The organism is Chryseobacterium echinoideorum (assembly GCF_007474535.1).
GTDB lineage: Bacteria > Bacteroidota > Bacteroidia > Flavobacteriales > Weeksellaceae > Chryseobacterium > Chryseobacterium echinoideorum.
This window is the reverse complement of record NZ_VKNW01000007.1, coordinates 72922-96362: the sequence shown is the minus strand read 5'-3', so window position 1 is coordinate 96362 and position 23441 is coordinate 72922. Positions and strand designations below refer to the sequence as shown.

17 protein-coding genes and 1 CRISPR repeat array are annotated in these 23441 nt (G+C 34.0%); of the genes, 15 read left to right on the top strand and 2 right to left on the bottom strand.

Annotation, left to right across the window (positions count from 1 at the left end; genetic code table 11):
• Positions 1-5 precede the first annotated feature (5 nt).
• The 8 genes from FOL89_RS10430 (at position 6) to FOL89_RS10395 (ending at position 7536) form a co-directional block, all read left to right on the top strand.
• Positions 6-1652 (top strand): amidohydrolase family protein, encoded by a 1647-nt coding sequence (locus tag FOL89_RS10430; RefSeq protein WP_144282741.1) that lies wholly within the window; start codon positions 6-8, stop codon positions 1650-1652.
• A gap of 134 nt (positions 1653-1786) precedes the next feature.
• Positions 1787-2272 carry a hypothetical protein gene (locus tag FOL89_RS10425; RefSeq protein WP_144282740.1) on the top strand — a complete coding sequence of 162 codons (486 nt, stop codon included), beginning with the start codon at positions 1787-1789 and terminating at the stop codon, positions 2270-2272.
• A gap of 78 nt (positions 2273-2350) precedes the next feature.
• On the top strand, positions 2351-3502 hold the full coding sequence (locus FOL89_RS10420) for an ABC transporter ATP-binding protein (RefSeq protein WP_144282739.1): 1152 nt from the start codon (positions 2351-2353) through the stop codon (positions 3500-3502).
• A gap of 21 nt (positions 3503-3523) precedes the next feature.
• The gene (locus FOL89_RS10415) at positions 3524-5398 is read left to right on the top strand and encodes a hypothetical protein (RefSeq protein ID WP_144282738.1); all 1875 of its coding nucleotides are present in this window, start codon (positions 3524-3526) and stop codon (positions 5396-5398) included.
• 212 nt (positions 5399-5610) lie between these two features.
• Entirely contained in the window at positions 5611-6216 is a 606-nt protein-coding gene (locus FOL89_RS10410) for a DUF2911 domain-containing protein (RefSeq protein WP_144282737.1), read from the top strand.
• 17 nt (positions 6217-6233) lie between these two features.
• Positions 6234-6764: a GNAT family N-acetyltransferase gene (locus FOL89_RS10405; RefSeq protein WP_144282736.1), complete on the top strand. Its 531-nt coding sequence runs from the start codon at positions 6234-6236 to the stop codon at positions 6762-6764.
• A gap of 170 nt (positions 6765-6934) precedes the next feature.
• On the top strand, positions 6935-7294 hold the full coding sequence (locus FOL89_RS10400) for a cupin domain-containing protein (RefSeq protein ID WP_144282735.1): 360 nt from the start codon (positions 6935-6937) through the stop codon (positions 7292-7294).
• Positions 7295-7305: 11 nt separating this feature from the next.
• Complete coding sequence (locus tag FOL89_RS10395; protein WP_144282734.1) at positions 7306-7536, top strand: hypothetical protein; 231 nt, start codon at positions 7306-7308, stop codon at positions 7534-7536.
• A gap of 46 nt (positions 7537-7582) precedes the next feature.
• Here the strand turns inward: FOL89_RS10395 and FOL89_RS10390 are convergent, their stop codons facing one another.
• Entirely contained in the window at positions 7583-8326 is a 744-nt protein-coding gene (locus FOL89_RS10390; RefSeq protein WP_185146965.1) for a dienelactone hydrolase family protein, read from the bottom strand.
• Positions 8327-8434: 108 nt separating this feature from the next.
• On the bottom strand, positions 8435-8866 hold the full coding sequence (locus tag FOL89_RS10385; RefSeq protein ID WP_144282733.1) for a type I restriction enzyme HsdR N-terminal domain-containing protein: 432 nt from the start codon (positions 8864-8866) through the stop codon (positions 8435-8437).
• Positions 8867-8875: 9 nt separating this feature from the next.
• Here FOL89_RS10385 and holA point away from each other — a divergent pair, with 9 nt between their 5' ends.
• The 7 genes from holA (at position 8876) to FOL89_RS10350 (ending at position 23391) form a co-directional block, all read left to right on the top strand.
• Positions 8876-9913 carry a DNA polymerase III subunit delta gene (gene holA, locus FOL89_RS10380; protein ID WP_144282732.1) on the top strand — a complete coding sequence of 346 codons (1038 nt, stop codon included), beginning with the start codon at positions 8876-8878 and terminating at the stop codon, positions 9911-9913.
• 192 nt (positions 9914-10105) lie between these two features.
• Complete coding sequence (trxB, locus tag FOL89_RS10375) at positions 10106-11047, top strand: thioredoxin-disulfide reductase (protein ID WP_144282731.1); 942 nt, start codon at positions 10106-10108, stop codon at positions 11045-11047.
• A gap of 408 nt (positions 11048-11455) precedes the next feature.
• A complete protein-coding gene (gene cas9 / locus FOL89_RS10370) occupies positions 11456-15781 on the top strand; it encodes a type II CRISPR RNA-guided endonuclease Cas9 (RefSeq protein WP_144282730.1) in 4326 nt (1441 codons plus the stop codon).
• A gap of 3 nt (positions 15782-15784) precedes the next feature.
• Positions 15785-16678, top strand: coding sequence for a type II CRISPR-associated endonuclease Cas1 (cas1, locus tag FOL89_RS10365; RefSeq protein WP_144282729.1), 894 nt, complete (start codon positions 15785-15787; stop codon positions 16676-16678).
• On the top strand, positions 16675-17013 hold the full coding sequence (gene cas2, locus FOL89_RS10360) for a CRISPR-associated endonuclease Cas2 (RefSeq protein WP_007842732.1): 339 nt from the start codon (positions 16675-16677) through the stop codon (positions 17011-17013). Before cas1 ends, cas2 begins: the two co-directional genes overlap by 4 nt.
• Before the next feature lie 57 nt (positions 17014-17070).
• A CRISPR array of direct repeats spans positions 17071-21429; the repeat unit is 47 nt; unit sequence GTTGTCCTTCATCACGAAGATAATAATTTTTGAAAGCAATTCACAAC.
• A gap of 528 nt (positions 21430-21957) precedes the next feature.
• Positions 21958-22236, top strand: coding sequence for a helix-turn-helix domain-containing protein (locus tag FOL89_RS10355; RefSeq protein WP_228444898.1), 279 nt, complete (start codon positions 21958-21960; stop codon positions 22234-22236).
• 513 nt (positions 22237-22749) lie between these two features.
• The gene (locus tag FOL89_RS10350; protein ID WP_144282728.1) at positions 22750-23391 is read left to right on the top strand and encodes a DUF6266 family protein; all 642 of its coding nucleotides are present in this window, start codon (positions 22750-22752) and stop codon (positions 23389-23391) included.
• Positions 23392-23441: the final 50 nt, after the last annotated feature.

Below are 23441 nucleotides of genomic sequence, written 5' to 3'. Positions count from 1 at the left end.
CAGATATGAAAAATATATTTGATTTTCATTTTCATTTGTTATTCAAACATCTGATCAGTATAAAAGACAACGGTCGTCTCCCTCTTATTTCTGACTTCAAAACAAAAGGATTGATGAGTGCGATAGATGAGTTTATGGGAAATGCATTCGACAGTCAGTCATCTCCTAAAATGGTAAAAAACAGCCAGCTCGGGTACGGAGTGACCGCATTGATGGCGATGGAATATGCTTTTGCAGAAAATATCAATGGCTTTTTCAAGGGATTCAGCTCGTCAAAGCTTCCTATCAACTGGAGTTTTATAGACCGTGTAAAAAATAGGGAAACTACTTATTTTGATTTATTTAAAGAAGAAGTTGCTTATTATCAATCAAATTACAACACTCTTGAAAAAGATTTTAATATCCGATTTATCAACAGAAAACAAAAACCGGCAGAAGATATTTTCTGCAGCCAGCAATATACTTATCTTGCCTTTTCTGTAGAAGGAGCACACAATTTTTCTGAGGCAAAGATCAGAGAATCGGGAGCAGCTACAGATCCCGGAAAATGTTACCGTGAGATTCAGGATGATAAAAATAATGTAGATTTATTCAGTATCAATCTCGTTCATCTCAGCGAAATTCCCGAGCAGCACATGTGCGGTTTTGCTCAGGCTCTCAACGGAACGGCACAGAAAGCATTCCGAAGCGAAGATTTTATTCCTAAAACGGGTTTCGGAATTTCAGATAAAGGTAAAGATTTTATCCGTTCGGTTTTTCTGCATCCTTATCCTTCTCTTATTGATATAAAACATATGAGTGTGTTTTCCCGTCACAAATTTTATCAGTTTCGGGAAGAATTGGGAGAAGAATATCCCGAAACGCTAAGACTTCCGATTATTTCATCGCATACAGGTTTTACATTTTCTTCCATCAAAGATTTTGTAGAGCAAAAAAATTACCGTTCAAGTTTCAGGTATGTTCAGGGCAAAACAATTTGTGAAATTCAGGCTAAGAACAGATTTATCGGTAAAACAGATTTTCTTTTAAACAATAAATTATTTGCCAATCCTTGGACGATTAATTTATTTGATGAAGAAATTGTCGAAATCATGCGAAGCAACGGATTGATCGGAATCTCAATGGATCAGCGTATTTTAGGAGCTGCAAAAGGCTTACTGGATGGTTCCAGACCGGAATATTTTAAAGACCCTGAAGCAATACCGCTCTACGAGTGGCGCAAATGGTTTAAAGAAGGAACTTTTGATCTTGAAGAATCTTTCACAACAGAGCAGAAAACCGATCGGCAGGTGAGACATATTTATCTGCTTTGTGCTCATATCATTTACGCTGTACGATTAGGATATTCTGAAATCAGCTGGGTAGGAGAGCGCAGTCCGTGGGATCATATTTGTATTGGTTCTGATTATGACGGATTGATCAACCCGATTAATCCTTATGACGATATAACAACCTTAGGAAAACTCAGAAACGATCTTCTGGTTTATTTGCCAATTGTCGATAAACGTCTGGAGCCTCTTAACGAAATAAAAGTTTTTAAAAACAAAGGTTCTGAATCTATTAAAGAAAGTTATCTCATAGAATGTGCCGATAAATTTCTGTCTGAAAACGGGAAGAAATTCTTAAAAAGATACCTCAATAACTGGAATTAAAAATTAAAAACTGATTTGATCTGATGTTTTATGTGAAAACTTAAATTAACTACCAACCAATATTTTGTAACCCCGTAATCATATTGCGGGGTTTGTCTTTGATAAATTTGACGAATTTTAACTAAATTGGCTTTATGGAATATAGTGCAATATCTCAGAATACATCATTTGAAATTAAAGCAGGCAGCCAGATCCTTGGTAAGCTTACTTATGGTAATTGGTTTAAATTTAATGCGGAAATGGAGATTGGCGGTAAAAAATATGATATTGAACCGAAAGGCTTTTGGAAAAAAAATATTGAAATAAAAAATGATACAGAAATTATTGCTGTTTTAAAAATGAACTGGAATGGTGATTTGGTCATAAGAATGAAATTATCAGGTAAAGAGGAGGAATTTGTATTAAAATATTCAGGCTTTTTGAAGGAGAAGTTTATTCTTACCAATCATCAAAACGAAGATTTACTCATCTTTAAAGCATCTTATCGTTGGATAAACATGATCTATAACTATGACATCACCAGTTCAGAAAATTTTGAGGCTATTCAGGATAAAATCTTATTACTTTTCATCACTTTATATGCTGCCAATTATTTTATGTGGATCTCTGCATCAATTTGATTTTAATCGTACCCAAATATTAATTTTCTCTTTCATTTGAATTAAAATAATTATCTTCGAAACACTAAATAAAACCTAATGACGAAACACCAACAGCGTGTCGTTGAAGTGAAGCATTTTTTCGACAACAAAGATACTGTTTTAGGCTTCAGAAAACTGTTAGATTGCGCGATGGATACTCAAAATATGCATATCTACAGAGAAGCAATTGAGCTTACAGACTGGAAGGAAAAATATCCCAACTATACAGATGAGCTCATTCAGAAATCTAATGATCTTCTCCTCAAAATTGAAAAAATTCCTGTACAGGAGCATCCGTTGGAACAATCTGTTCTTCGGGCAAGAAACATCCTGAAATCTTATGGAAGCAACCGATTTTCTCTCGGACCTGTTTCTGTGGAAATCAATAAAGGTCAGGTTTATGGTTTGGTAGGAGAGAACGGAAATGGGAAAACCACACTTTTGAGAATTTTAGCCAAAGAAATTTCTTATAATGAAGGCGAGCTCAATTATTCTTTTAATCATCAACCAAAAAATGATTTTGATCTTCGTACGAAACTGGTTTATATTCCGCAACGAACAGAAAAATGGTATGGAAGCCTGAAAGACAATTTAAAATTTGTACTTTCCAATTACGGAGTTTCTCCTGAAGAAAATGAAACCAGAACTCTGATGATGATTGCCCGTCTCGGTTTGTGGAATTATAAACATTTGAAATGGAGCGAGCTTTCTTCCGGTTATAAAATGCGTTTTGAGCTTGCAAGAACGCTGTTGAGAAAGCCTGAAATTCTTTTGCTGGATGAGCCTTTGGCGAATCTGGATGTTCTGGCGCAGCAGGTCATTCTGGAAGATTTAAAATCAATTGCCAATTCTGTTAATAATCCCATCGCTTTGATTCTGAGTTCACAGCAATTGTATGAAGTGGAAAAAATTTCAGATAAAGTTATTTTCCTGAAAAACGGTCAGTATAAAGACAATTCTGAACTTCAGGATGTTGAAAATTCCCATCTGATTATCGAAATCGACACCCCTGAATCCCGAGAAAAACTCCTGGAGATTTTCAGAGATTTTAATCCTGAAAAACTAAATTTTAACGGAGGTATTTTCGTAGCCTATTTTCCTTCTGAAACTAAGTTTTCGGAGGTAATAAAAGCTTTAGGAACCGCCGGAGCAGAAATTGTATATATCCGAAATATTTCATCTTCCACAAGAAGATTTTTCGTGAGTTAATCTTCTTTAATCTTTAAAAAAATGCAAAAAATAAATCAATTCAATCAATATCTGCTTGAAAAATATCCTACCATCTGGAATACCAGAATCGTGTGGATGCTTTTGGCAAGTTTAGCTGTACATATACTGTTTTTTGTGATTGGGTATCTTTCACATATAGATCCTGTTTCACTGCAAAAATACAGCGTTAAAAATGACTACTATACAGACGGGGTTATCTTTATACACCTTATTATCTCTGTTTTGATGATTGTTGGCTGGCTTCTGATGATGTTCAAAAACAACGCTTTCAAAAACTTTTATCCTTCGTCAAAAGGTAAATTGTTTGCTCAATTTGTACAGTATTTTATCATCATTTTTGCGAGCACAACTTTTTTCTTTTCCTATATGATTGGTTTCAGATTGTTTATCAACCAGAAGTATTCTGATGAGGAAATGACAAAAAATACTGATATCATCAACAGGGTACATCCTTTTCTTTCACAAAATCTGGAAAATTACACGCTGGAAAACCGACTTTTTCCTAAACCTTTCTATAATTTGTATTGTGAAACTCATATTGATGATATTGACAGAACCAAAAAATATTTTGTGTATTATGACAGAGTGTATCAGTTTAACTCGGTGTACTCTAAAACTTCATTCAAGAAAGACAAACGAAATGAATTTATCATTCCGGAACCCGAAGCTTCACTGAAAACACCTATCGCTTATTCCGACAGAAAAGAAAAATCTGAGATTTTTTATTTCAAAAAAGAGGTAGTGGATGTTTCTCCTTATATTAAAACAACAGGACTTACGTATTACAATTTTTCAAGTATATTGTATGATAATGACTTTAAAACTTATGATGACGAAGTTGTAGCGATTGATGGCAATTATTATTATGACAGAGATTCTCCTAATCAGACCCTGAAAAATAAAAAAGCCATAATCAACCAGAAAACTGCAGAACTTTTAGACAGAAAAAATCCTGCTGAACTGGAAAAATTACTGACAGATTTTCTTACCATTTCTAAAAATTACAGAGTTGCAAATAATCTGGAAGCAAAGAGCTGGGTAAAAATGATTTATACTCCCCAAAATCCTAATTTTGAGGTGCGGTATTTTATTAAAGATTATCAGCCTCGCGGAAATGACGATAATGAATACTATGATTCTGCCATTGCAGTTGATTCAGTTGCTGCTGCTATTGATGAAGAGGGGAATATCGTGAGTGATAGTGTGAAAATACGTGCATTTAATCCTGATATCAATAATCAGATCTCTCCGCAGGATTATTTTAAAAATAATGTCACCGACTATTATTACAGTACAGATCACATTAAAGAGCTGTTGGAAAACGTAGATAGGGTAAAAAATGAAGATTTCTTTTCAGAGAATGTTCATATTTATATCTGGATTGCCTTTTTTCTTTCAACTTTTATTTTCAGCTTTAGAATTACAGGATTGAAATCCCTTCTGTTCAGTGTAATCAGCGCAGGATTGCTTGTTTTGGCGGTTACGCTGGTCATCGTAATGTACAATGCAGTTACAGGGTTTAGGGAAGAGTTTTTCGTTTTATATTTCTTGCTGCTGGTTTCACTGGTTATCCTTCTTATTCCGATATTGAAAATGGAAGCTCTAAGCAAAATGGTTTCTTCTGTTTTTGTTAATATTTCGATGAATGGTTTTGTATTATTTCTTCTTTTAATTTTTGGAATTATCAATATGCATCAAAAAGCAATGTGCGGTGTAGAAATTTATGACAGCTATGATATTTCTCAGACTAAAACCTGTGTCACGGTATTTGATTATTTAGGACTTGGGATAAGCTATATTCTTCTTGTGGGTGGGTTTATCTTTATGTATTTCTATACATCTGTTCTCCAAAAATGGAAAGCAATGCCGGAATAATTTTATAAACAATAATATTTAAACCTCATAATTAATTTATGAGGTTTAATTTATTTACAACTGTCATGAATACTATTAAAATGCTGTTTTGATATTCATGTTTTTCAAATAGTGAGATATTTTTGAGGTGAACTGTTTTTTTAACAAAATTTATCATACACGAAAAGTGATTTATCTGGTCAATTTCGTATTTTTAAACAAATTTTTAAAAAGTGAAAAAATTATTATTTGCAGTTTGTATATCAGCTTCTGCCATGGCTTTTGCACAGGACTATTCTGTACCGGCAGCAAGCCCGCGCCAAAAAGTTGAGCAGCAGTTTTCGATGTCTAAAATTACCGTAGATTACGGAAGACCGGGAGTAAAAGGAAGAAAAATATTCGGTGAACTCGTTCCTTACGGTCAGGTTTGGAGAGCAGGAGCCAACTCATCTACGAAAATCACTTTCGGACAGTCGGTTAATTTTGGAGGAAAAACAGTTCAGGCAGGAACGTATGGACTATTTATCGTTCCTACTGAAAAAGAATGGAAAGTGATCTTAAATAAAGACTTTCAGCAATGGGGAGCTTATACATACGATCCGAAACAGGATGTGGTAGATGTTACCGTTCCGGTAAATACATTAGCAGATAAACAGGAATGGTTTGAAATTACTTTGAACCCTACCGACGAAAATTCAGGAAATTTAGTTATCAAATGGGATATGGCTCAGGCTGAAATTCCTTTGAGGCCTGCTAAACCAGATGCGGTAACCAAGATTGCTGAGAAATTAAAAGAAATTAAAAAAATAGAATCTGACGCTGCTAAAGCAAAAAGTTAGAATTTAATTTTATAAAAATGAATTTTTCTATTCAGTCTGTTTTAGAAAACGAAGAATATCAATTAATCCCCTTACAGAAAGGGGATTTTGAGTCTTTATACGAAATAGCATCAGATCCGAAAGTCTGGGAACAGCATCCCAATAAAAACCGTTATCAGAGAGAAGTTTTTAAAAACTTTTTTCTGGGAGCAATGGAAAGTAAAGGTGCTTTTAAAATTGTAGAAAAAACTACCGGAGAGGTTTTGGGAAGTACCCTATTTTATGATTTTGATAAAAGTAAAAACAGTATTTTCATAGGATATACTTTTTACGGAACAAAATCCTGGGGAAAGGGGATTAATCCACAAGTCAAAAGAATAATGCTCAAGTATATTTTTCAATTTGTAGATACGGTACATTTTCACATAGGGAAGGAAAATGTACGATCACAGATTGCATTAGAAAGACTGGGCGGGAAAAAAGTTGCTGAAGAAGAAGTCGCTTACTTTGGAGAACCTTCGAGAACCAATTTTGTTTATGAAATTAGAAAAGAAGATCATTCGATTTAGCTTAAATTTTTCTCGCAGATAATGCTGATTTCGCAGATTTATTTAAATTTTTAAACAATAAACTTTGTCAGGTTTTATAAGTGAAACACCTTTGTAAACCTTAAAAATAAAAAGCTAGTATTGTAAAAAACTCTGTGCACTTTGCGTTAAATAAACATAAAAAAATTAATATGAAAAGATACAAAATCCAAACCGCCCCATTTGTAGTTCCCACCAATGACGGCAAACTCATTGAGGAGCATTGGGGAAACTCAACAGAAAATCCCAACATTTCTATTGCGCACATGATTGCGCCGCCCAACTGGAGTGAGCCTCACCAAACTCCTGAATTTGATGAATTCACAATTATCATATCGGGAAAAAAGCAATTTGAAATAGACGGAGAAATAGTAGTTTTAGAAAAAGGACAAAGTATTATGATCGAAAAGGGAGCCAGAATTCGTTACAGCAATCCTTTTTCAGAAGAATGTGAATATATTGCCATCTGTCTTCCTGCTTTTTCGATGGAATTGGTAAACCGAGAAGAATAAAAAAATTAAATATGGCGTTACAAATTTGTCCTAAATGCAAAGAAAATTCATTTACCTGGTTTATCAACGGGAAATTTTCTTTAACGAGTTGGAGTTGTTTCAATTGCGATTACGAAGCGAAGGAAAATGAAAGTGATGAATGTCTTTGTGAAAATTGCGAAAAGAAAACAAAAACAAAACTAAAAGATAAAGAAAAAGAATATTGGTGGTGTTCTCATTGTAATAACACCAGTGATATATGAAGAAGCAGCCTCAAGTAAATGAGGTTGCTTTTAGATATGAAAATTATTATTTCAAAATCTCTTTTAAGAAGAGCAGTGTGTGATTCCATGCTCTTTCAGCCATTACAGGGTTATAATCAGGAGATTTCGGGTCTGTGAATGTATGCTTTGAATCGGCATACGTTATAATCTGCCAATCTGCTTTTCCGTCTTTCATTTCTTTTACGAGATTATCGTAATCTTCTTTGGTAACACTCTGATCTTCTGCAGGGTTTTCGACCAAAACTTTGGTAATAATCTCTTTGTTTTCCCTAGATTGATCTTTTCCGATACTTCCATGAATGGAAACCACACCAGCTACGGGAAGTTTTCCTCTTGCAGACTCCAAAGCTCCTGTTCCTCCAAAACAATACCCAATTACAGCAATTTTGCCTGGGTTTGCTCCGTTTTTCTTCAGCTGCTCCAAAGCTAATGCAATTCTTTTCTGGTATTCGTTAAAATTTTTCTTGTAATAACCTGAGCTTTTTGCTGCTGAAGCATTATCCGTCGGAATGTTTCCTTCACCGTAAATATCAGCAATAAAAGCAATATAACCTTGTTTTTCCAGATTTGAAGCGGCGGTTTTAGCTTCATCATCAATACCTTTCCAAGCAGGAAGAATCAATACTCCGGGAAGTTTTTTTCCTGCATTTGAAGTGATTAATCCGTTCAGCTTTTGCGAGCCGTCCTGATAAGAAACTTTTTTAAGATTCTGACTGAAAACAGTTCCGGATGTCATCAGAAATGCAGACAGTAAAATGGTGCGTATCATATTTTGTAATTTTGTCATTGTAAAATTAAATGTTTTCCTCTTAGAATTATTCAAAATATCTGAATTTTTCAGAAAATCAAAAAAGAAATCAATTAAAATAGATTCCTATTATTCTGGTCTGTAAAACTGATATTCTCCATCTTCATAATAGGCATGAATATGCTGCAATCCGTTCGTTAAAATAATTTCTGAAGCATTGATAATTGAATTGTATCTTGCGGTTTGCTCGAAGGTTTTTTCAGTGAGTTTAATTTGAGGAGCTTTGCATTCTATCAAAATTTTAGGCTCAGTCTTTTCGGTGATCAGAAGATCTATCCGCTTTGTCAAGCCATTGAGTATGATTTTTTTCTCTGTAATCAAAGCAGAAGCAGAGTAGGCTTTTACCGTAAGATAATAATGAATCCAATGTTGCCGTACCCATTCTTCAGGAGTGAGCAAAAGATAATTTTTGCGCACCGGATCATAGATAAAAAACTTATCTTTGTCTTTCTTGAATTTAAAATCAAAAGTTTCCTGAAAATTCAGTTTGGGAAGTTCCATTAGTAAAAGATGAAAGAATTAGATTTAATCCTCAAAAATATTAAAAATAAAGAAGTTCTTCCGATTTATTTTTTTCATGGAGAAGAACCTTACTTTATTGATCTTGCCGTAAAAGCTCTGGAAAATGATTTTCTGGAAGAAGATGAAAAAGCCTTTAACCAGACCGTTGTTTACGGAAAAGATACAACATATCAGGAAGTTCTTTCACTGGCAAGGCAGTTTCCGATGATGGGCGATAAGCAGGTTGTTATTGTAAAAGAAGCTCAGGATCTGAGACTTACCGAGAATGAAAGTAATGCACTGGAAACATATATTCAGAATGCAGTTCCTTCTACTGTTTTGGTTTTTGCCCATAAACATAAAAAATTAGACAGCCGCAAAAAGGTTACGAAGCTTCTGGAAAAATCCGGAGTCTTGTTTCTGAGTGAGTCTGTAAAAGAAAATCAGCTTCCGAAATGGATTGCAGACGAATGCATCAAGCTGAGTATCAAAACGGCTCCCAATATTTCGCATCTGCTTGCAGAATATCTTGGTAACGATCTTTCCAGAATTGCCAATGAACTGAATAAGCTCAAAATTATTCTTAAACAGGGCGAAGTTTTAGACGGAACGATGGTAGAAAATCACATCGGAATCAGCAAAGAATTTAATGTTTTTGAATTACAGAAAGCTTTAGGAACAAAAAATGCCAATGCAGCTTTTAAGATTGCTCATTTTATGGGCAAAAATCCGAAAAACAATCCGTTTGTGATGATGATAGCAAATTTATACAGCTATTTTTCAAATATAATCATTTATAATACTATAGCAGGACAGCCTCCGCAGGTTATCGCTTCTCAAATGGGTATTAATCCTTATTTCATTAAAGATTATGCCGAAGCAGCAAGGCTGTATCCATTAAAACATTCTACCAGAGTTATTTCTATTTTACGGGAATTTGATATGAAAGGAAAAGGACTTGGAGCAGTCAATATGACTGAAGCTGAGCTTATTAAAGAGCTGGTGTATAAAATCATCAATGTTGATAAAATCAAGATGAAAGTGTGAAAAATGAATAGTGAATAGTCATTTATTTCATTTGACAATTCTTCGAATGAAAAATTCACAGCTCACTCATTGACTTTAAAATTGACCATTCACATATCAGATATTGACAAGTATCATCAAAATAAATTTAATTAGAAAGTAAAATTTACGAACTTAGCACCCGAAATTTTTTAAATCATTGATAAACAAATTATGGAACAAAATATTTTAGATTGTGTAATCGTAGGATCCGGACCTTCTGGTTTTACCGCAGCAATTTATGCAGCAAGAGCAGACCTGAAACCTGAGTTATACACGGGTCTTGAACCTGGCGGACAATTAACTACCACTACTGAGGTGGATAATTTCCCTGGATATCCTGCAGGAATTACCGGTCCTGAAATGATGATGGATCTTCAGAAACAGGCAGAGAGATTTGATACTAAAGTACATTATGAACTGATTACAAAAGCTGAATTCTCTCATGAAATTGGCGGAGTTCATAAGTTATACGCAGGAAATAAAGAGATTTTTGCAAAAACGGTTATTATTTCTACCGGAGCTACAGCAAAATATCTTGGTCTTGATGATGAAAAGAAATATGCAGGGGGAGGAGTTTCGGCTTGTGCGACCTGTGACGGGTTTTTCTATAAAGGAAAAGATGTTGTAGTAGTAGGAGCGGGAGATACTGCCGCAGAGGAAGCCACTTATCTGGCAAAATTATGCAGAAAAGTAACCATGCTTGTGAGAAAAGATGTCTTCCGTGCATCTAAAGCAATGATTCACAGGGTGGAAAACACTCCGAATATTGAAGTGAAATTCCACCATGAACTGATAGGAATAGAAGGCGCTAATAATCTGGTAGAAAAAGCAGTGATGATCAATAATCAGACACAGGAAAAATCTACCGTTGATGTAGAAGGGATTTTTATTGCTATTGGTCACAAACCCAACACCGATGTTTTTGTTGGTCAGGTTGATTTGGATGAAAATGGATATATCATCACCGAAAAAGGCTCTACAAAAACCAATCTTCCGGGAGTATTTGCCGCAGGAGATGTTCAGGATCATATCTACAGACAGGCAATTACTGCAGCCGGAAGCGGCTGTATGGCTGCAATGGATGCTGAAAAATATCTTGCCGAGCTTGAGTAATTAGAATATTATTGTAAATTTTAATATAAAAACCGCCAATCTTTGGATTGGCGGTTTTTGCTTTATGAAGATTATTAAGAATTATATTCTCAAGTGCTTTGTTATCAATAATAGATCATTGTTTTTTAAATCAGTATTAAATTTATTTAATCGTAATTAGTAATAGCGTTGCTAGAAGTTCATTAAGTAAAAATTCTTTAAAATCAGATATTAAAGACACAAATAAAAAAGCCCCGAAGATAGTCGAGGCGCTAAATGTTTTCACAACGGAATAATCCTTATTGTGAATTGCTTTCAAAATTATTGATACAAATATAGGAGAAATATTGATTAGTTGATTTACGGAAAACCTCATTTTTAATAATTTTTTTCTTCTTATTTTTATCTATTATGAAAAACTAAATAGTTATGACTAAAAATATACTTGGACTGGACTTGGGAACGAACTCCATAGGGTGGGCGTTAATTAAACAAGATTTTGAAAATAAGCAAGGTGAGATTCTTGGATTGGGAAGCAGGGTTATTCCGATGGGAGCAGAATTAAGTAAGTTTGAACAAGGACAGGCTCAAACTAAAAATGCCAACAGAAGAATAGCAAGAGGAACAAGAAAACTTAATAAAAGATATAAACAGAGAAGAAATAAACTTATTTATATTTTACAAGAACTTGGGATGCTGCCTGAACAAATTAAGTTAGTAAATGAATTTTCAGATCCAAATAAATTAGATAAAATTTCAATACTTCCAATTTCTAAGAAACAGCAACAGTTAACAGCTTTTGATTTACTTGAATTACGTGTAAAAGCATTGACTAAAAAAATTGAATTAAAAGAGTTAGGAAAGATTGTTTATAAATATAATCAACTCAGGGGTTATTCTGGTGGAAATTCGGAGCCTGAAAAAGAAGATAATAATGACGATGAACCTGAAGAAAAAGAGAAAGTAAATGAAAGCTTTGTAGTTTTCTCTAAAATTCTGTCGTTAGGATTGCCCGAAGAAATTACTTTTAAAGGTAAAAGATTAAATAAAAGAAAAATTTCGATTGAAACAGAAGACGGAATTATTGAAGCTGAAACTTTTTTGGATAGCTTAAAAGAAAATGATTCTTTAGAACTTCAGGTTAATATTCGTCGTGCAAAGTCAGGAGATACTATTACAATAAAACTTCCCAACAAAACTAGTTGGAGGAAGAAAATGGAAAATATTGAGAAACAATTAACAGATAAATCAAAGGAGTTCGGTCGAGAATATTTTATCTCAGAATTGTTGTTCGATATTCTGAAAGAAAATAAATGGGCAAAAATCCGCAACAATGTGATTTTGCGTTCACGCTATGAATCGGAGTTTGAAGAAGTTTGGAAAGAACAATCGAAATATTATCCATTTCTAAACAATTTGGAAAAGGACAGATTACAAAAAATATTGGAATTTATATTTCCAGGACAAAAGGAAAGTCAGGAAAAGTTACGCCAAGCAGGATTAGAAAAAGGACTAAAATATGTCATTAAAAATCAGGTTGTATTTTATCAAAGAGAACTAAAGGATCAAACGGATTTAATTTCAAACTGTCGATACGAATCGACTGAAAAAGTGGTAGCTAAAAGTCATCCTGTTTTTCAGGAATATAAAATTTGGGAGCAGATAAATAAATTAGTCATTAATACAAAAATTGAAAATGGTGTAAACCGAAAAGGCGAAATCAGATACAAATATATTGACAGACCAATTCCGACTGCTCTAAAAGAGTGGTTATATGAAGAACTGCAAAGCAAAAAAGAAATATCTTTTAGTCCAATACTTAATAAACTCAAAAAAGAATTTAAACTAAGAGAAAATGTAGATTTTCTTAACGGAATGAATGCCAAAGACAAGTTAAAAGGAAATGATACAAAAGCAATTCTGCAAAAAACTTTAGGGGAACTGTGGAATGTATTTCTTTTGGATGATTTTAAAAGGCAATTGGAACTTTGGGAAATACTTTATAATGGTAAGGGAAATGAATATGATTTGACAAGTGACAGAACTTCTAGGATATTAGCTTTTATCGAAAAATATTCACCTGACTTAGAAAATAAGGATGCTATTGCGATTAAGATGTCTAAAATAAAGTTCAGTAGAAACTATTCTAACCTTAGCCTAAAAGCAATTGAGAAAATTTTACCATTGGTAAGAGCAGGAAAGTTTTTTGATCAAAATTTTTCTGATACATTAAAAGATAAAATCATTAAACTTCTGAATGAAAATGTTGAAGATCCATTTGAAAAGTCAGCTCAGGAATTTTTAGACAAAAATCAAGATGTTTTATCAGATGGAGGAATTGTAAATGCTATTGCGACTATATTGGTTTATGATAAACATACCGCTAAAGAATATTCTAAAGATGAGTTAATTAAAGAATTTACCCAGATTTCAAGATTAAAACAAGGAGAGCTAAGAAATCCTTTAGCGGAACAAATAATTAATGAGGCATTAATTATTGTAAGAGATATTTGGCAAAAATATGGTTTTAAGCCAGATGAAATAAGAGTAGAACTGGCGAGAGAACTTAAAAATAATGCGGTTGAACGTGGTAAAATGTATTCTGCAAATTTAAAAAGTCAAAAACATAATGCGGAAGTAAGAAATAAATTGATTGAACTTAAACAGGAGATTTCCATTGCGAATATTGAAAAATATAAATTGTGGGTCTCTCAAGAAAACTTACAGGAAGCATATATTAAAAACTATAATGATCCGTCCAAATCTGAAATTGAAAAGTTAAAACTTTGGGAATCTCAAGGTCATATATCACCATATACAGGACAACCAATTCCGCTTTCGGAGCTGTTTAATCGTGAAAGATATGATGTTGATCACATTATCCCACAATCAAGATATTTTGATGATTCACTTTCTAATAAAGTCATTTGTGAAAAATCCATAAATAATGAAAAGGGAAATAGAACTTCTATGGAGTATTTCGAGGTGGGTTCAGTAAATTACCAAATTTTCACCAAAGATCAGTTTATAGATCACGCAAACAAAAATTTTTCAGGAAAAAAACGAAGAAACCTTTTGGCAACTTCTATTCCAGAAGATCCTATCCAGAGACAGATAAAAGACACTCAATATATTTCTATCCGAATCCGTGAAGAATTAAACAAAATTGTTGGGAACGAAAATATAAAAACTACAACGGGGGGAGTTACAGATTATCTGAGAAATCATTGGGGATTAACAGATAAATTTAAAGTTTTACTTAAAGAAAGATATGAAGTTATAGTACCTAAACTTGCTCAATTAGGATATGATAATTATAAGAAAGAAATTGAAAACAAGGTTAAAGAATATGAAAAAGCTGGTGTTGAATTTAATGAACCTATTTTAGATGAAGAAACTTTTATTAAAAAATTCAAAAGCGAATTTATAAGAAAGAAAAACAATAAACTCATTATAAAAGGCTGGAGTAAAAGAATAGATCACAGACATCATGCAATGGATGCCCTTGTTATAGCTTGTACGCAACCTGCGCATATCAAAAGACTAAATGATCTCAATCAAGTTCTGAAAGAATGGTTAGATAAAAACAAAGAAAAATTCTTTCCTGATTTTAATGGAACTAAAACAGAATTACTTGACGAAGTACTGAATTTAGAAGAAGAAAAAAGAAGAGAAATATTCAAACAGCTGGAGAAATTCAGAGCTATTGAAATACCTTGGAATGGTTTCCCCGAAGAAGCAGAGCAAAAACTTAAAGAAATCATTGTTTCACATAAGCCTAAAGATAAGCTTTTGTTACAATATGATATTCAAGGAAATAGACAAATAAAATTAAGAGGACAATTACACGAAGGAACTTTGTATGGTCTTTCAAATGGAAAGGAAATATATAGGATTCCAATTAGTAAACTTGCTGGAAAGCAGTTTGCAACAGAAAAAACAATAGAAAAGATTGTTAATCCATTTTTAAAGAAAGTAATAGAAGCACATCTAAAATCTTATGGTAAAAAAGAAGAAGCATTTTCAGCTGAAGGAATTTTAGATCTAAACAAAAAACTTGCTGAAAGAAAAGATGAGCAAGGAAATCCCAAACCACATCCACCAATTTCAACCATAAAAATTTACTATAAAGATCCATTAAAATCTAAAAAGAAAAAAACTGATGATGAAGATGATATTTCGTTGCAAAAGTTAGACAGACAAAAATCATTTAATGATTCTCTATATGTTAAAACAGGAGATAATTATCTATTTGCAGTGATGGAGAAAGAAGTATTTGACAAAAAATTAAAAGAGAATAAAACGGAACGTTATTACGACTTGATTACTTTTTTTGATGCAGCTAATCTTTTAAAGTCAGAATTCAATGGCTCGGAAGACAAGAAGAATTTTAGTAAAGAAGATTTATTTAGAAAATATTTCGAAGAAAGAAATAACGCACGATTACTTTTTACCTTAAAACAAGGAGATTTTGTATATCTCCCAGATGATAATGAAGAAGTTATTTTGGATGAGTCAAGTTCTTTGTTTATAGAATATTGGAAAAATATATCAGCAAGAAGCAAGAATATTTATGTGGTTCAAAAATTCAGTAAAAAGCAAATTTATTTTTTGAAACATACTATTGCTGATACCATTGCAAAAAAAGTAGAATTTGGTTCACAAGACTGTTATGAAAAAATTGGAGAGAAATCTATCAAAGAGTTTTGTTTCAAAATTAATTCAGACCGTCTAGGCAACATTTCAAAAGCATAAAAAATGATCACCCGCTCCATCTACATTGGCAATCCCGCTTATCTTAAACTCAAAGACGAGCAATTGAAAATCCTCTGTCCGGAAACCAGAACGGAAAAGGGGAGTGTTCCTGTGGAAGATTTGGGGTTGTTAATGTTGGATCATTATCAGATAACCATTTCGCACCATCTGATTCAGAAAATGATGGGAAATAATGTCGTGGTGGTGAGTTGTGATACCCATCATTTACCGCACGGAATAATGCTTCCGCTGTACGGGCATACCGAACATTCTGATCGGGTAAAAGATCAGTTGGAAGCCAGTGAACCGCTGAAAAAACAGCTTTGGAAACAGACGGTGGAATGCAAGATCGAAAACCAGAAAAATGTACTCATGAAATTGGGGAATTATTACGAACCGATGATTGAATATCAGAGAAACGTAAAATCCGGCGATATAACGAATATGGAAGGAATTGCGGCACAGCATTACTGGAAATACCTCATCAGTCTGGACTTTTTGAGACAGCGTTTTGGAGATTCACCCAATCAGTTTTTTAATTTTGGATATGCGGTGCTTAGAAGCATTGTGGCAAGAGCCATTGTGGAAACCGGACTGTTGCCTGTTCTCGGCATTTTTCATAAAAATAAGTACAATCCTTATTGCCTTGCCGATGATCTGATGGAACCTTACCGTCCGTTTGTTGATCTGCTGGTCATGCAGTGGCTGAAGATTCATCCTGATATAGAAGAGCTGTCGAAAGAATTTAAAGCACATATTCTGCAGATTGCAACCAAAGACGTAAATATTGATGACAAGACAAGACCGTTGCTGGTTGCGGTAAAAACTACGGCTTCGTCGCTTTACAAATGCTACACAGGAGAAAAACGGCTGATCTCTTATCCTGAACTGCTATGAATGCCGAAAGGTTTAATGCATACCGAATTATGTGGGTTTTAGTACTATATGACCTCCCGACCGAAACGAAAGCGAATATGAAAGATGCCAACCGTTTTCGGAAGGCACTGATTGATGATGGGTTTACCTTGTTTCAGTTTTCGATGTATGTACGACACTGTCCGAGCCGCGAAAATGCAGAAGTTCATATTAAAAGGGTAAAATTTATGCTTCCGAAAGCCGGAAAAGTTGCCATTATGTGCATTACCGATAAACAATTTGGAGATATCGAAATCTTTTTTGCCAGAAATAAAGAAGAACCCCCTCCAACCTTCCAACAGCTCGAATTGTTCTGAATTTTAAATCCTAAAAATAAAAATAATCTACTGAAAACCAGTAGATTATTTTTTGAGGTTGTCCTTCATCACGAAGATAATAATTTTTGAAAGCAATTCACAACAACGTGAATATCATCCATCCGCTTCCGCATGTTGTCCTTCATCACGAAGATAATAATTTTTGAAAGCAATTCACAACAAGCTGTGATATATATCTATATCCTGCATCGTTGTCCTTCATCACGAAGATAATAATTTTTGAAAGCAATTCACAACAGGTTACGGCATGCTTCGCCGGAAGCCGTGGTTGTCCTTCATCACGAAGATAATAATTTTTGAAAGCAATTCACAACAAATTCCGCCTATTGCATCGGAAGCCATTTGTTGTCCTTCATCACGAAGATAATAATTTTTGAAAGCAATTCACAACCTTGAAAGAACAGTCAGGTATGATTGATGAGTTGTCCTTCATCACGAAGATAATAATTTTTGAAAGCAATTCACAACTCGACAGAAAGCATCTGGTCGAAGCATGGTGTTGTCCTTCATCACGAAGATAATAATTTTTGAAAGCAATTCACAACGACATTATCAAATAGGAGTATTGATGTTTCGTTGTCCTTCATCACGAAGATAATAATTTTTGAAAGCAATTCACAACAGAATCTCCTTGCAAATCCTTTATAATCTTGTTGTCCTTCATCACGAAGATAATAATTTTTGAAAGCAATTCACAACGGTTAAAATTACGCTCCATATTCTCAAAAGGTTGTCCTTCATCACGAAGATAATAATTTTTGAAAGCAATTCACAACCGTGATGAGATTTTTTATGCAGCGGTGATGGTTGTCCTTCATCACGAAGATAATAATTTTTGAAAGCAATTCACAACTCGATGCTGAGATGTTTATCTTTTGTCGGCGTTGTCCTTCATCACGAAGATAATAATTTTTGAAAGCAATTCACAACAATTTTTCAAGAAACAATTCAAAACCAGTAGTTGTCCTTCATCACGAAGATAATAATTTTTGAAAGCAATTCACAACTTAATCAATCGTTCAGAAGCTTCGGTAAAGGTTGTCCTTCATCACGAAGATAATAATTTTTGAAAGCAATTCACAACTGCGGTAAAATTCGTCGGAATACTTCGGGAGTTGTCCTTCATCACGAAGATAATAATTTTTGAAAGCAATTCACAACACTTGCAGAAAAAGGCAGGGTTCTCATATCGTTGTCCTTCATCACGAAGATAATAATTTTTGAAAGCAATTCACAACTTTTCTAATCGCTTTTAGTTCACTAAATATGTTGTCCTTCATCACGAAGATAATAATTTTTGAAAGCAATTCACAACAAGACTTTTTCAATCCTTCTGATAAAGTCAGTTGTCCTTCATCACGAAGATAATAATTTTTGAAAGCAATTCACAACTAACTGCAATACCATAAGTCATTTCATTTGGTTGTCCTTCATCACGAAGATAATAATTTTTGAAAGCAATTCACAACAAGTATTAAATATTTAATATATCTTTGTATGTTGTCCTTCATCACGAAGATAATAATTTTTGAAAGCAATTCACAACGGAAACAAAAATCAAAACATACAGCCACCAGTTGTCCTTCATCACGAAGATAATAATTTTTGAAAGCAATTCACAACGATGATCATATTCATGTAAGCATAGAGAGGGTTGTCCTTCATCACGAAGATAATAATTTTTGAAAGCAATTCACAACATTTGAAGCAAAAGTAGTTCTAACATTAGAGTTGTCCTTCATCACGAAGATAATAATTTTTGAAAGCAATTCACAACTCCTTATCGAAAATCATATCTCCCCTTATTGTTGTCCTTCATCACGAAGATAATAATTTTTGAAAGCAATTCACAACCAGAACCAACTTCTGCTCCTTTTAGCTCACGTTGTCCTTCATCACGAAGATAATAATTTTTGAAAGCAATTCACAACCCGGCAATTGTGCAACGTTGTTGTCTGTCCGTTGTCCTTCATCACGAAGATAATAATTTTTGAAAGCAATTCACAACCATAACAGTATAATCCTCAGTACCCTCGCAGTTGTCCTTCATCACGAAGATAATAATTTTTGAAAGCAATTCACAACTGATCTTAAAGAGACTCGAACTCCTAATCTGTTGTCCTTCATCACGAAGATAATAATTTTTGAAAGCAATTCACAACTTGGCGTAAGGTGAGATGTCATAAGAAAAAGTTGTCCTTCATCACGAAGATAATAATTTTTGAAAGCAATTCACAACAAGATTTTGGCTTTCTTCTATCAACGTAGGGTTGTCCTTCATCACGAAGATAATAATTTTTGAAAGCAATTCACAACAATACAAAGATGGTTAGAACTCTCTATGAGGTTGTCCTTCATCACGAAGATAATAATTTTTGAAAGCAATTCACAACAAAAAAACAGAAATTAGATCCTTCTTTAACGTTGTCCTTCATCACGAAGATAATAATTTTTGAAAGCAATTCACAACCATGCCAATGGGAAAGTTAGTTCCTATGTTGTTGTCCTTCATCACGAAGATAATAATTTTTGAAAGCAATTCACAACATCGGTTACAAGATTATTAGTACCATTAGGGTTGTCCTTCATCACGAAGATAATAATTTTTGAAAGCAATTCACAACAATCAGATGCAAGCCCTTTAGAAGCGAGCAGTTGTCCTTCATCACGAAGATAATAATTTTTGAAAGCAATTCACAACCAGTTCATTACAGTATATCACTTAGTTTGTGTTGTCCTTCATCACGAAGATAATAATTTTTGAAAGCAATTCACAACTACAATCTTGCAACGTCGGGGCTAATGTCAGTTGTCCTTCATCACGAAGATAATAATTTTTGAAAGCAATTCACAACACCTGGTGACTTTTTCAATAGCGCAATTACGTTGTCCTTCATCACGAAGATAATAATTTTTGAAAGCAATTCACAACATTCCGGGGCTTTTGGGTTGGTACTTTATTGTTGTCCTTCATCACGAAGATAATAATTTTTGAAAGCAATTCACAACTACACAATATCTAATCCTAATTCGAAAGCAGTTGTCCTTCATCACGAAGATAATAATTTTTGAAAGCAATTCACAACAAACATTTCCATTGCAGGTTTTGGAATATGGTTGTCCTTCATCACGAAGATAATAATTTTTGAAAGCAATTCACAACCTGCACCGACTGAATAAATTTTGTTGCTTCGTTGTCCTTCATCACGAAGATAATAATTTTTGAAAGCAATTCACAACTGCAGTGCAGCAAGCTGAGTCTGAAGATTCGTTGTCCTTCATCACGAAGATAATAATTTTTGAAAGCAATTCACAACATAATGTTAAATATGATGACGCAAGATTGGGTTGTCCTTCATCACGAAGATAATAATTTTTGAAAGCAATTCACAACCGTAACTTACACGTACTCAGAAGAGAGCTTGTTGTCCTTCATCACGAAGATAATAATTTTTGAAAGCAATTCACAACAAAGCAGTTGGCGAGTATATAGAGTACATAGTTGTCCTTCATCACGAAGATAATAATTTTTGAAAGCAATTCACAACAGGATTTGTAAAAGAAATTGTAACTAATGAGTTGTCCTTCATCACGAAGATAATAATTTTTGAAAGCAATTCACAACTCAATATATCAGATCTTGCGCGGCATATTGGTTGTCCTTCATCACGAAGATAATAATTTTTGAAAGCAATTCACAACTGTCAATGGCTTTGTTATCACCTTCTACTGGTTGTCCTTCATCACGAAGATAATAATTTTTGAAAGCAATTCACAACAAAGTAGTAATCATAATATTATTTTTTTAAGTTGTCCTTCATCACGAAGATAATAATTTTTGAAAGCAATTCACAACATAATTATAGTCTTAGTCCACCTCTATAGGGTTGTCCTTCATCACGAAGATAATAATTTTTGAAAGCAATTCACAACCATTGTCTTGGAATACCTTGTTGATAGGCTGTTGTCCTTCATCACGAAGATAATAATTTTTGAAAGCAATTCACAACATAATGGTAATTATTAATATAAATAACAATGTTGTCCTTCATCACGAAGATAATAATTTTTGAAAGCAATTCACAACTCGACGGTCCACGGCACGTTTAAAACTAATGTTGTCCTTCATCACGAAGATAATAATTTTTGAAAGCAATTCACAACTGAATTGCCGCTTGAGAAATCTTTAAAAGTGTTGTCCTTCATCACGAAGATAATAATTTTTGAAAGCAATTCACAACGGATATTGAGAAAAAGGCACAGCAACGTAGGTTGTCCTTCATCACGAAGATAATAATTTTTGAAAGCAATTCACAACAATGCCGATGGGAAAATTAGTCCCTATGTTGTTGTCCTTCATCACGAAGATAATAATTTTTGAAAGCAATTCACAACTAAACCTGACTTATATTCTTCATAATTTTCGTTGTCCTTCATCACGAAGATAGTAATTTTTGAAAGTGAACGCTTCATTTTCAATTATACTAAGTTGTTGTGTTATATTACATCTCAAAAGCACTTAGAATTGGAAGCCAGAAAGGTGAAGCCAAAAAGACGGATTCAATAATTAGCAGTAGATTTACTAATTCCTCAGCTAGAGCAATTCACAATTGAAATAAATTATTTGCATACGAAAACCTATACCTTCGACGAGCATTCTTCGTAGGTTAACTGGTTTATCAAATTAAAACTTTTGTATTGTAGAACTTTATTGCCTAATATTCCCAAATTCAAATTACTTAATAGGAAATAATAGTGGCATGAAGCAAGTAACAGGATGTTATAAATAACTAAAATACAGTTGTTTGTAATGAATTTGAAATAAATATTGATGGCGAAATAATAAATTTGTATCAGTTATCGTTAGAAGATCAAAAACACTTCAGTATGCAATAAAAATACTTTATTTTAAAATGCTTTACAATGATGAAAATAAAATCAGCCAGCCAGCTTACTGATGAGCAGTTTAAAGATATGGTACTTCTTATCCTTTCAGAACTGCTCAATCTCCAACACAAAACCCAACAGTCTCATCATGATTATTATGACAGCGCAGATGTAAAGCAGCTGCTCAAAATTAGTGACCGTACTTTGCAGCGGTTGAGAAAATCCGGGGAAATACAATATATCAGAATCGGAGGGAAAATATATTATCCCAAATCATTTTTTACTGAAGCTTCAAAAAATCTTCGCAAAGACTGATTTATACTTACAGCCCATCATCAACGACCATTGCTGCTCGGTCATTTTATCTCATCTTAATTAAATACTTAGGATGAAAGTTCTTATTCTGAGCAACATTATTGATAATGTTCAACACTGTTACTTTGAATCAAACACTGCCATCCTGAGCCTGTCGAAGGATCTCACCTCATCAATCTTATTATGGTTGAGTGAAACGCCATTTCACCCGAAAAATATTCTCAAATCTTAATTTTACTCAAAACTTTAAAAACAAAATCAGGTAAAATTCACGTACAGTCATCCCGTGTCATTCTGAGCTTGTCGAAGGATCTTACCTCATCCTCCTTCGAAAAAAACATTCTTTTCCCGAAGAGCATCCGCATCATTCCCGAACCACTTCCGAAAAATACCACTATTTAACCCGACAAAACAAGACAACCAAAGACAAATACAGCCAAAACATTTCCGGCAGTTCCAAAACATCATTTTCTGTACTACCTTCGTTTCTCTAACCTTTTAAAAACATAAAAAATGGCAAGAATAACAAAAGGAATCCTTGGAGGATTTTCAGGAAAAGTAGGCACTATCGTAGGAGCTAACTGGCGAGGACAAGACATTATCCGAAGCACACCCAAACCCAGCAGCAGACCACCGAGTGAAAAACAGCTTTTACAGCAGAACAAATTCAAACTGGTGATCAGTTTCCTGCAGCCGCTCAAAAATATCCAGTCAAAATATTTCGGGTCGGGGAGCGGTTCTAAATCGAGAGTCAATATGGCGACTTCGTACACCATTCATGAAGCGGTAGAGGTAACGGCAGATGTTCCCTCTTTGGTGTACAACAAAATTCTGATCACGAAAGGCGACCTTACCGGTTTTCAGAATGTGACCGCTTCAGTGCAGTCCGGAAATCAGGTTAATTTCAACTGGGAAGACAATTCAGCACAGGGAAATGCTTCTGCAACCGACAGCATCAATATTGTTTGTTATGGTGAAGAACTCGGCAGGTTTGAGATTTTTGAATCGGTGGCATTTCGTCCGGATCTCAGTACAAACATCACGCTTCCGGCTGACTGCAACGGCAAAACAATGGAAGTGTACGCTTTTATCAGTAATGAAAAACAAACTTCAGCCTCCACGAGTTCCTATCTCGGACAACTTCAGATCATTTAAACTTAAAAGAATTCACCCGCAAGGGTGATTTTTTTATTGTTTACGATTTG

What these genes read in the sequence shown, in the direction of transcription:
- FOL89_RS10405 (WP_144282736.1), top strand. Translation starts at nt 6,234, where the DNA reads ATGAATTTTTCTATTCAGTCTGTTTTAGAAAACGAAGAATATCAATTA.
- FOL89_RS10430 (WP_144282741.1), top strand. Translation starts at nt 6, where the DNA reads ATGAAAAATATATTTGATTTTCATTTTCATTTGTTATTCAAACATCTG.
- cas2 (WP_007842732.1), top strand. Translation starts at nt 16,675, where the DNA reads ATGAATGCCGAAAGGTTTAATGCATACCGAATTATGTGGGTTTTAGTA.
- FOL89_RS10420 (WP_144282739.1), top strand. Translation starts at nt 2,351, where the DNA reads ATGACGAAACACCAACAGCGTGTCGTTGAAGTGAAGCATTTTTTCGAC.
- FOL89_RS10350 (WP_144282728.1), top strand. Translation starts at nt 22,750, where the DNA reads ATGGCAAGAATAACAAAAGGAATCCTTGGAGGATTTTCAGGAAAAGTA.
- FOL89_RS10390 (WP_185146965.1), bottom strand. Translation starts at nt 8,326, where the DNA reads ATGATACGCACCATTTTACTGTCTGCATTTCTGATGACATCCGGAACT.
- cas1 (WP_144282729.1), top strand. Translation starts at nt 15,785, where the DNA reads ATGATCACCCGCTCCATCTACATTGGCAATCCCGCTTATCTTAAACTC.
- FOL89_RS10400 (WP_144282735.1), top strand. Translation starts at nt 6,935, where the DNA reads ATGAAAAGATACAAAATCCAAACCGCCCCATTTGTAGTTCCCACCAAT.
- FOL89_RS10385 (WP_144282733.1), bottom strand. Translation starts at nt 8,866, where the DNA reads ATGGAACTTCCCAAACTGAATTTTCAGGAAACTTTTGATTTTAAATTC.
- FOL89_RS10395 (WP_144282734.1), top strand. Translation starts at nt 7,306, where the DNA reads ATGGCGTTACAAATTTGTCCTAAATGCAAAGAAAATTCATTTACCTGG.
- trxB (WP_144282731.1), top strand. Translation starts at nt 10,106, where the DNA reads ATGGAACAAAATATTTTAGATTGTGTAATCGTAGGATCCGGACCTTCT.
- FOL89_RS10425 (WP_144282740.1), top strand. Translation starts at nt 1,787, where the DNA reads ATGGAATATAGTGCAATATCTCAGAATACATCATTTGAAATTAAAGCA.
- cas9 (WP_144282730.1), top strand. Translation starts at nt 11,456, where the DNA reads ATGACTAAAAATATACTTGGACTGGACTTGGGAACGAACTCCATAGGG.
- holA (WP_144282732.1), top strand. Translation starts at nt 8,876, where the DNA reads ATGAAAGAATTAGATTTAATCCTCAAAAATATTAAAAATAAAGAAGTT.
- FOL89_RS10415 (WP_144282738.1), top strand. Translation starts at nt 3,524, where the DNA reads ATGCAAAAAATAAATCAATTCAATCAATATCTGCTTGAAAAATATCCT.
- FOL89_RS10355 (WP_228444898.1), top strand. Translation starts at nt 21,958, where the DNA reads ATGATGAAAATAAAATCAGCCAGCCAGCTTACTGATGAGCAGTTTAAA.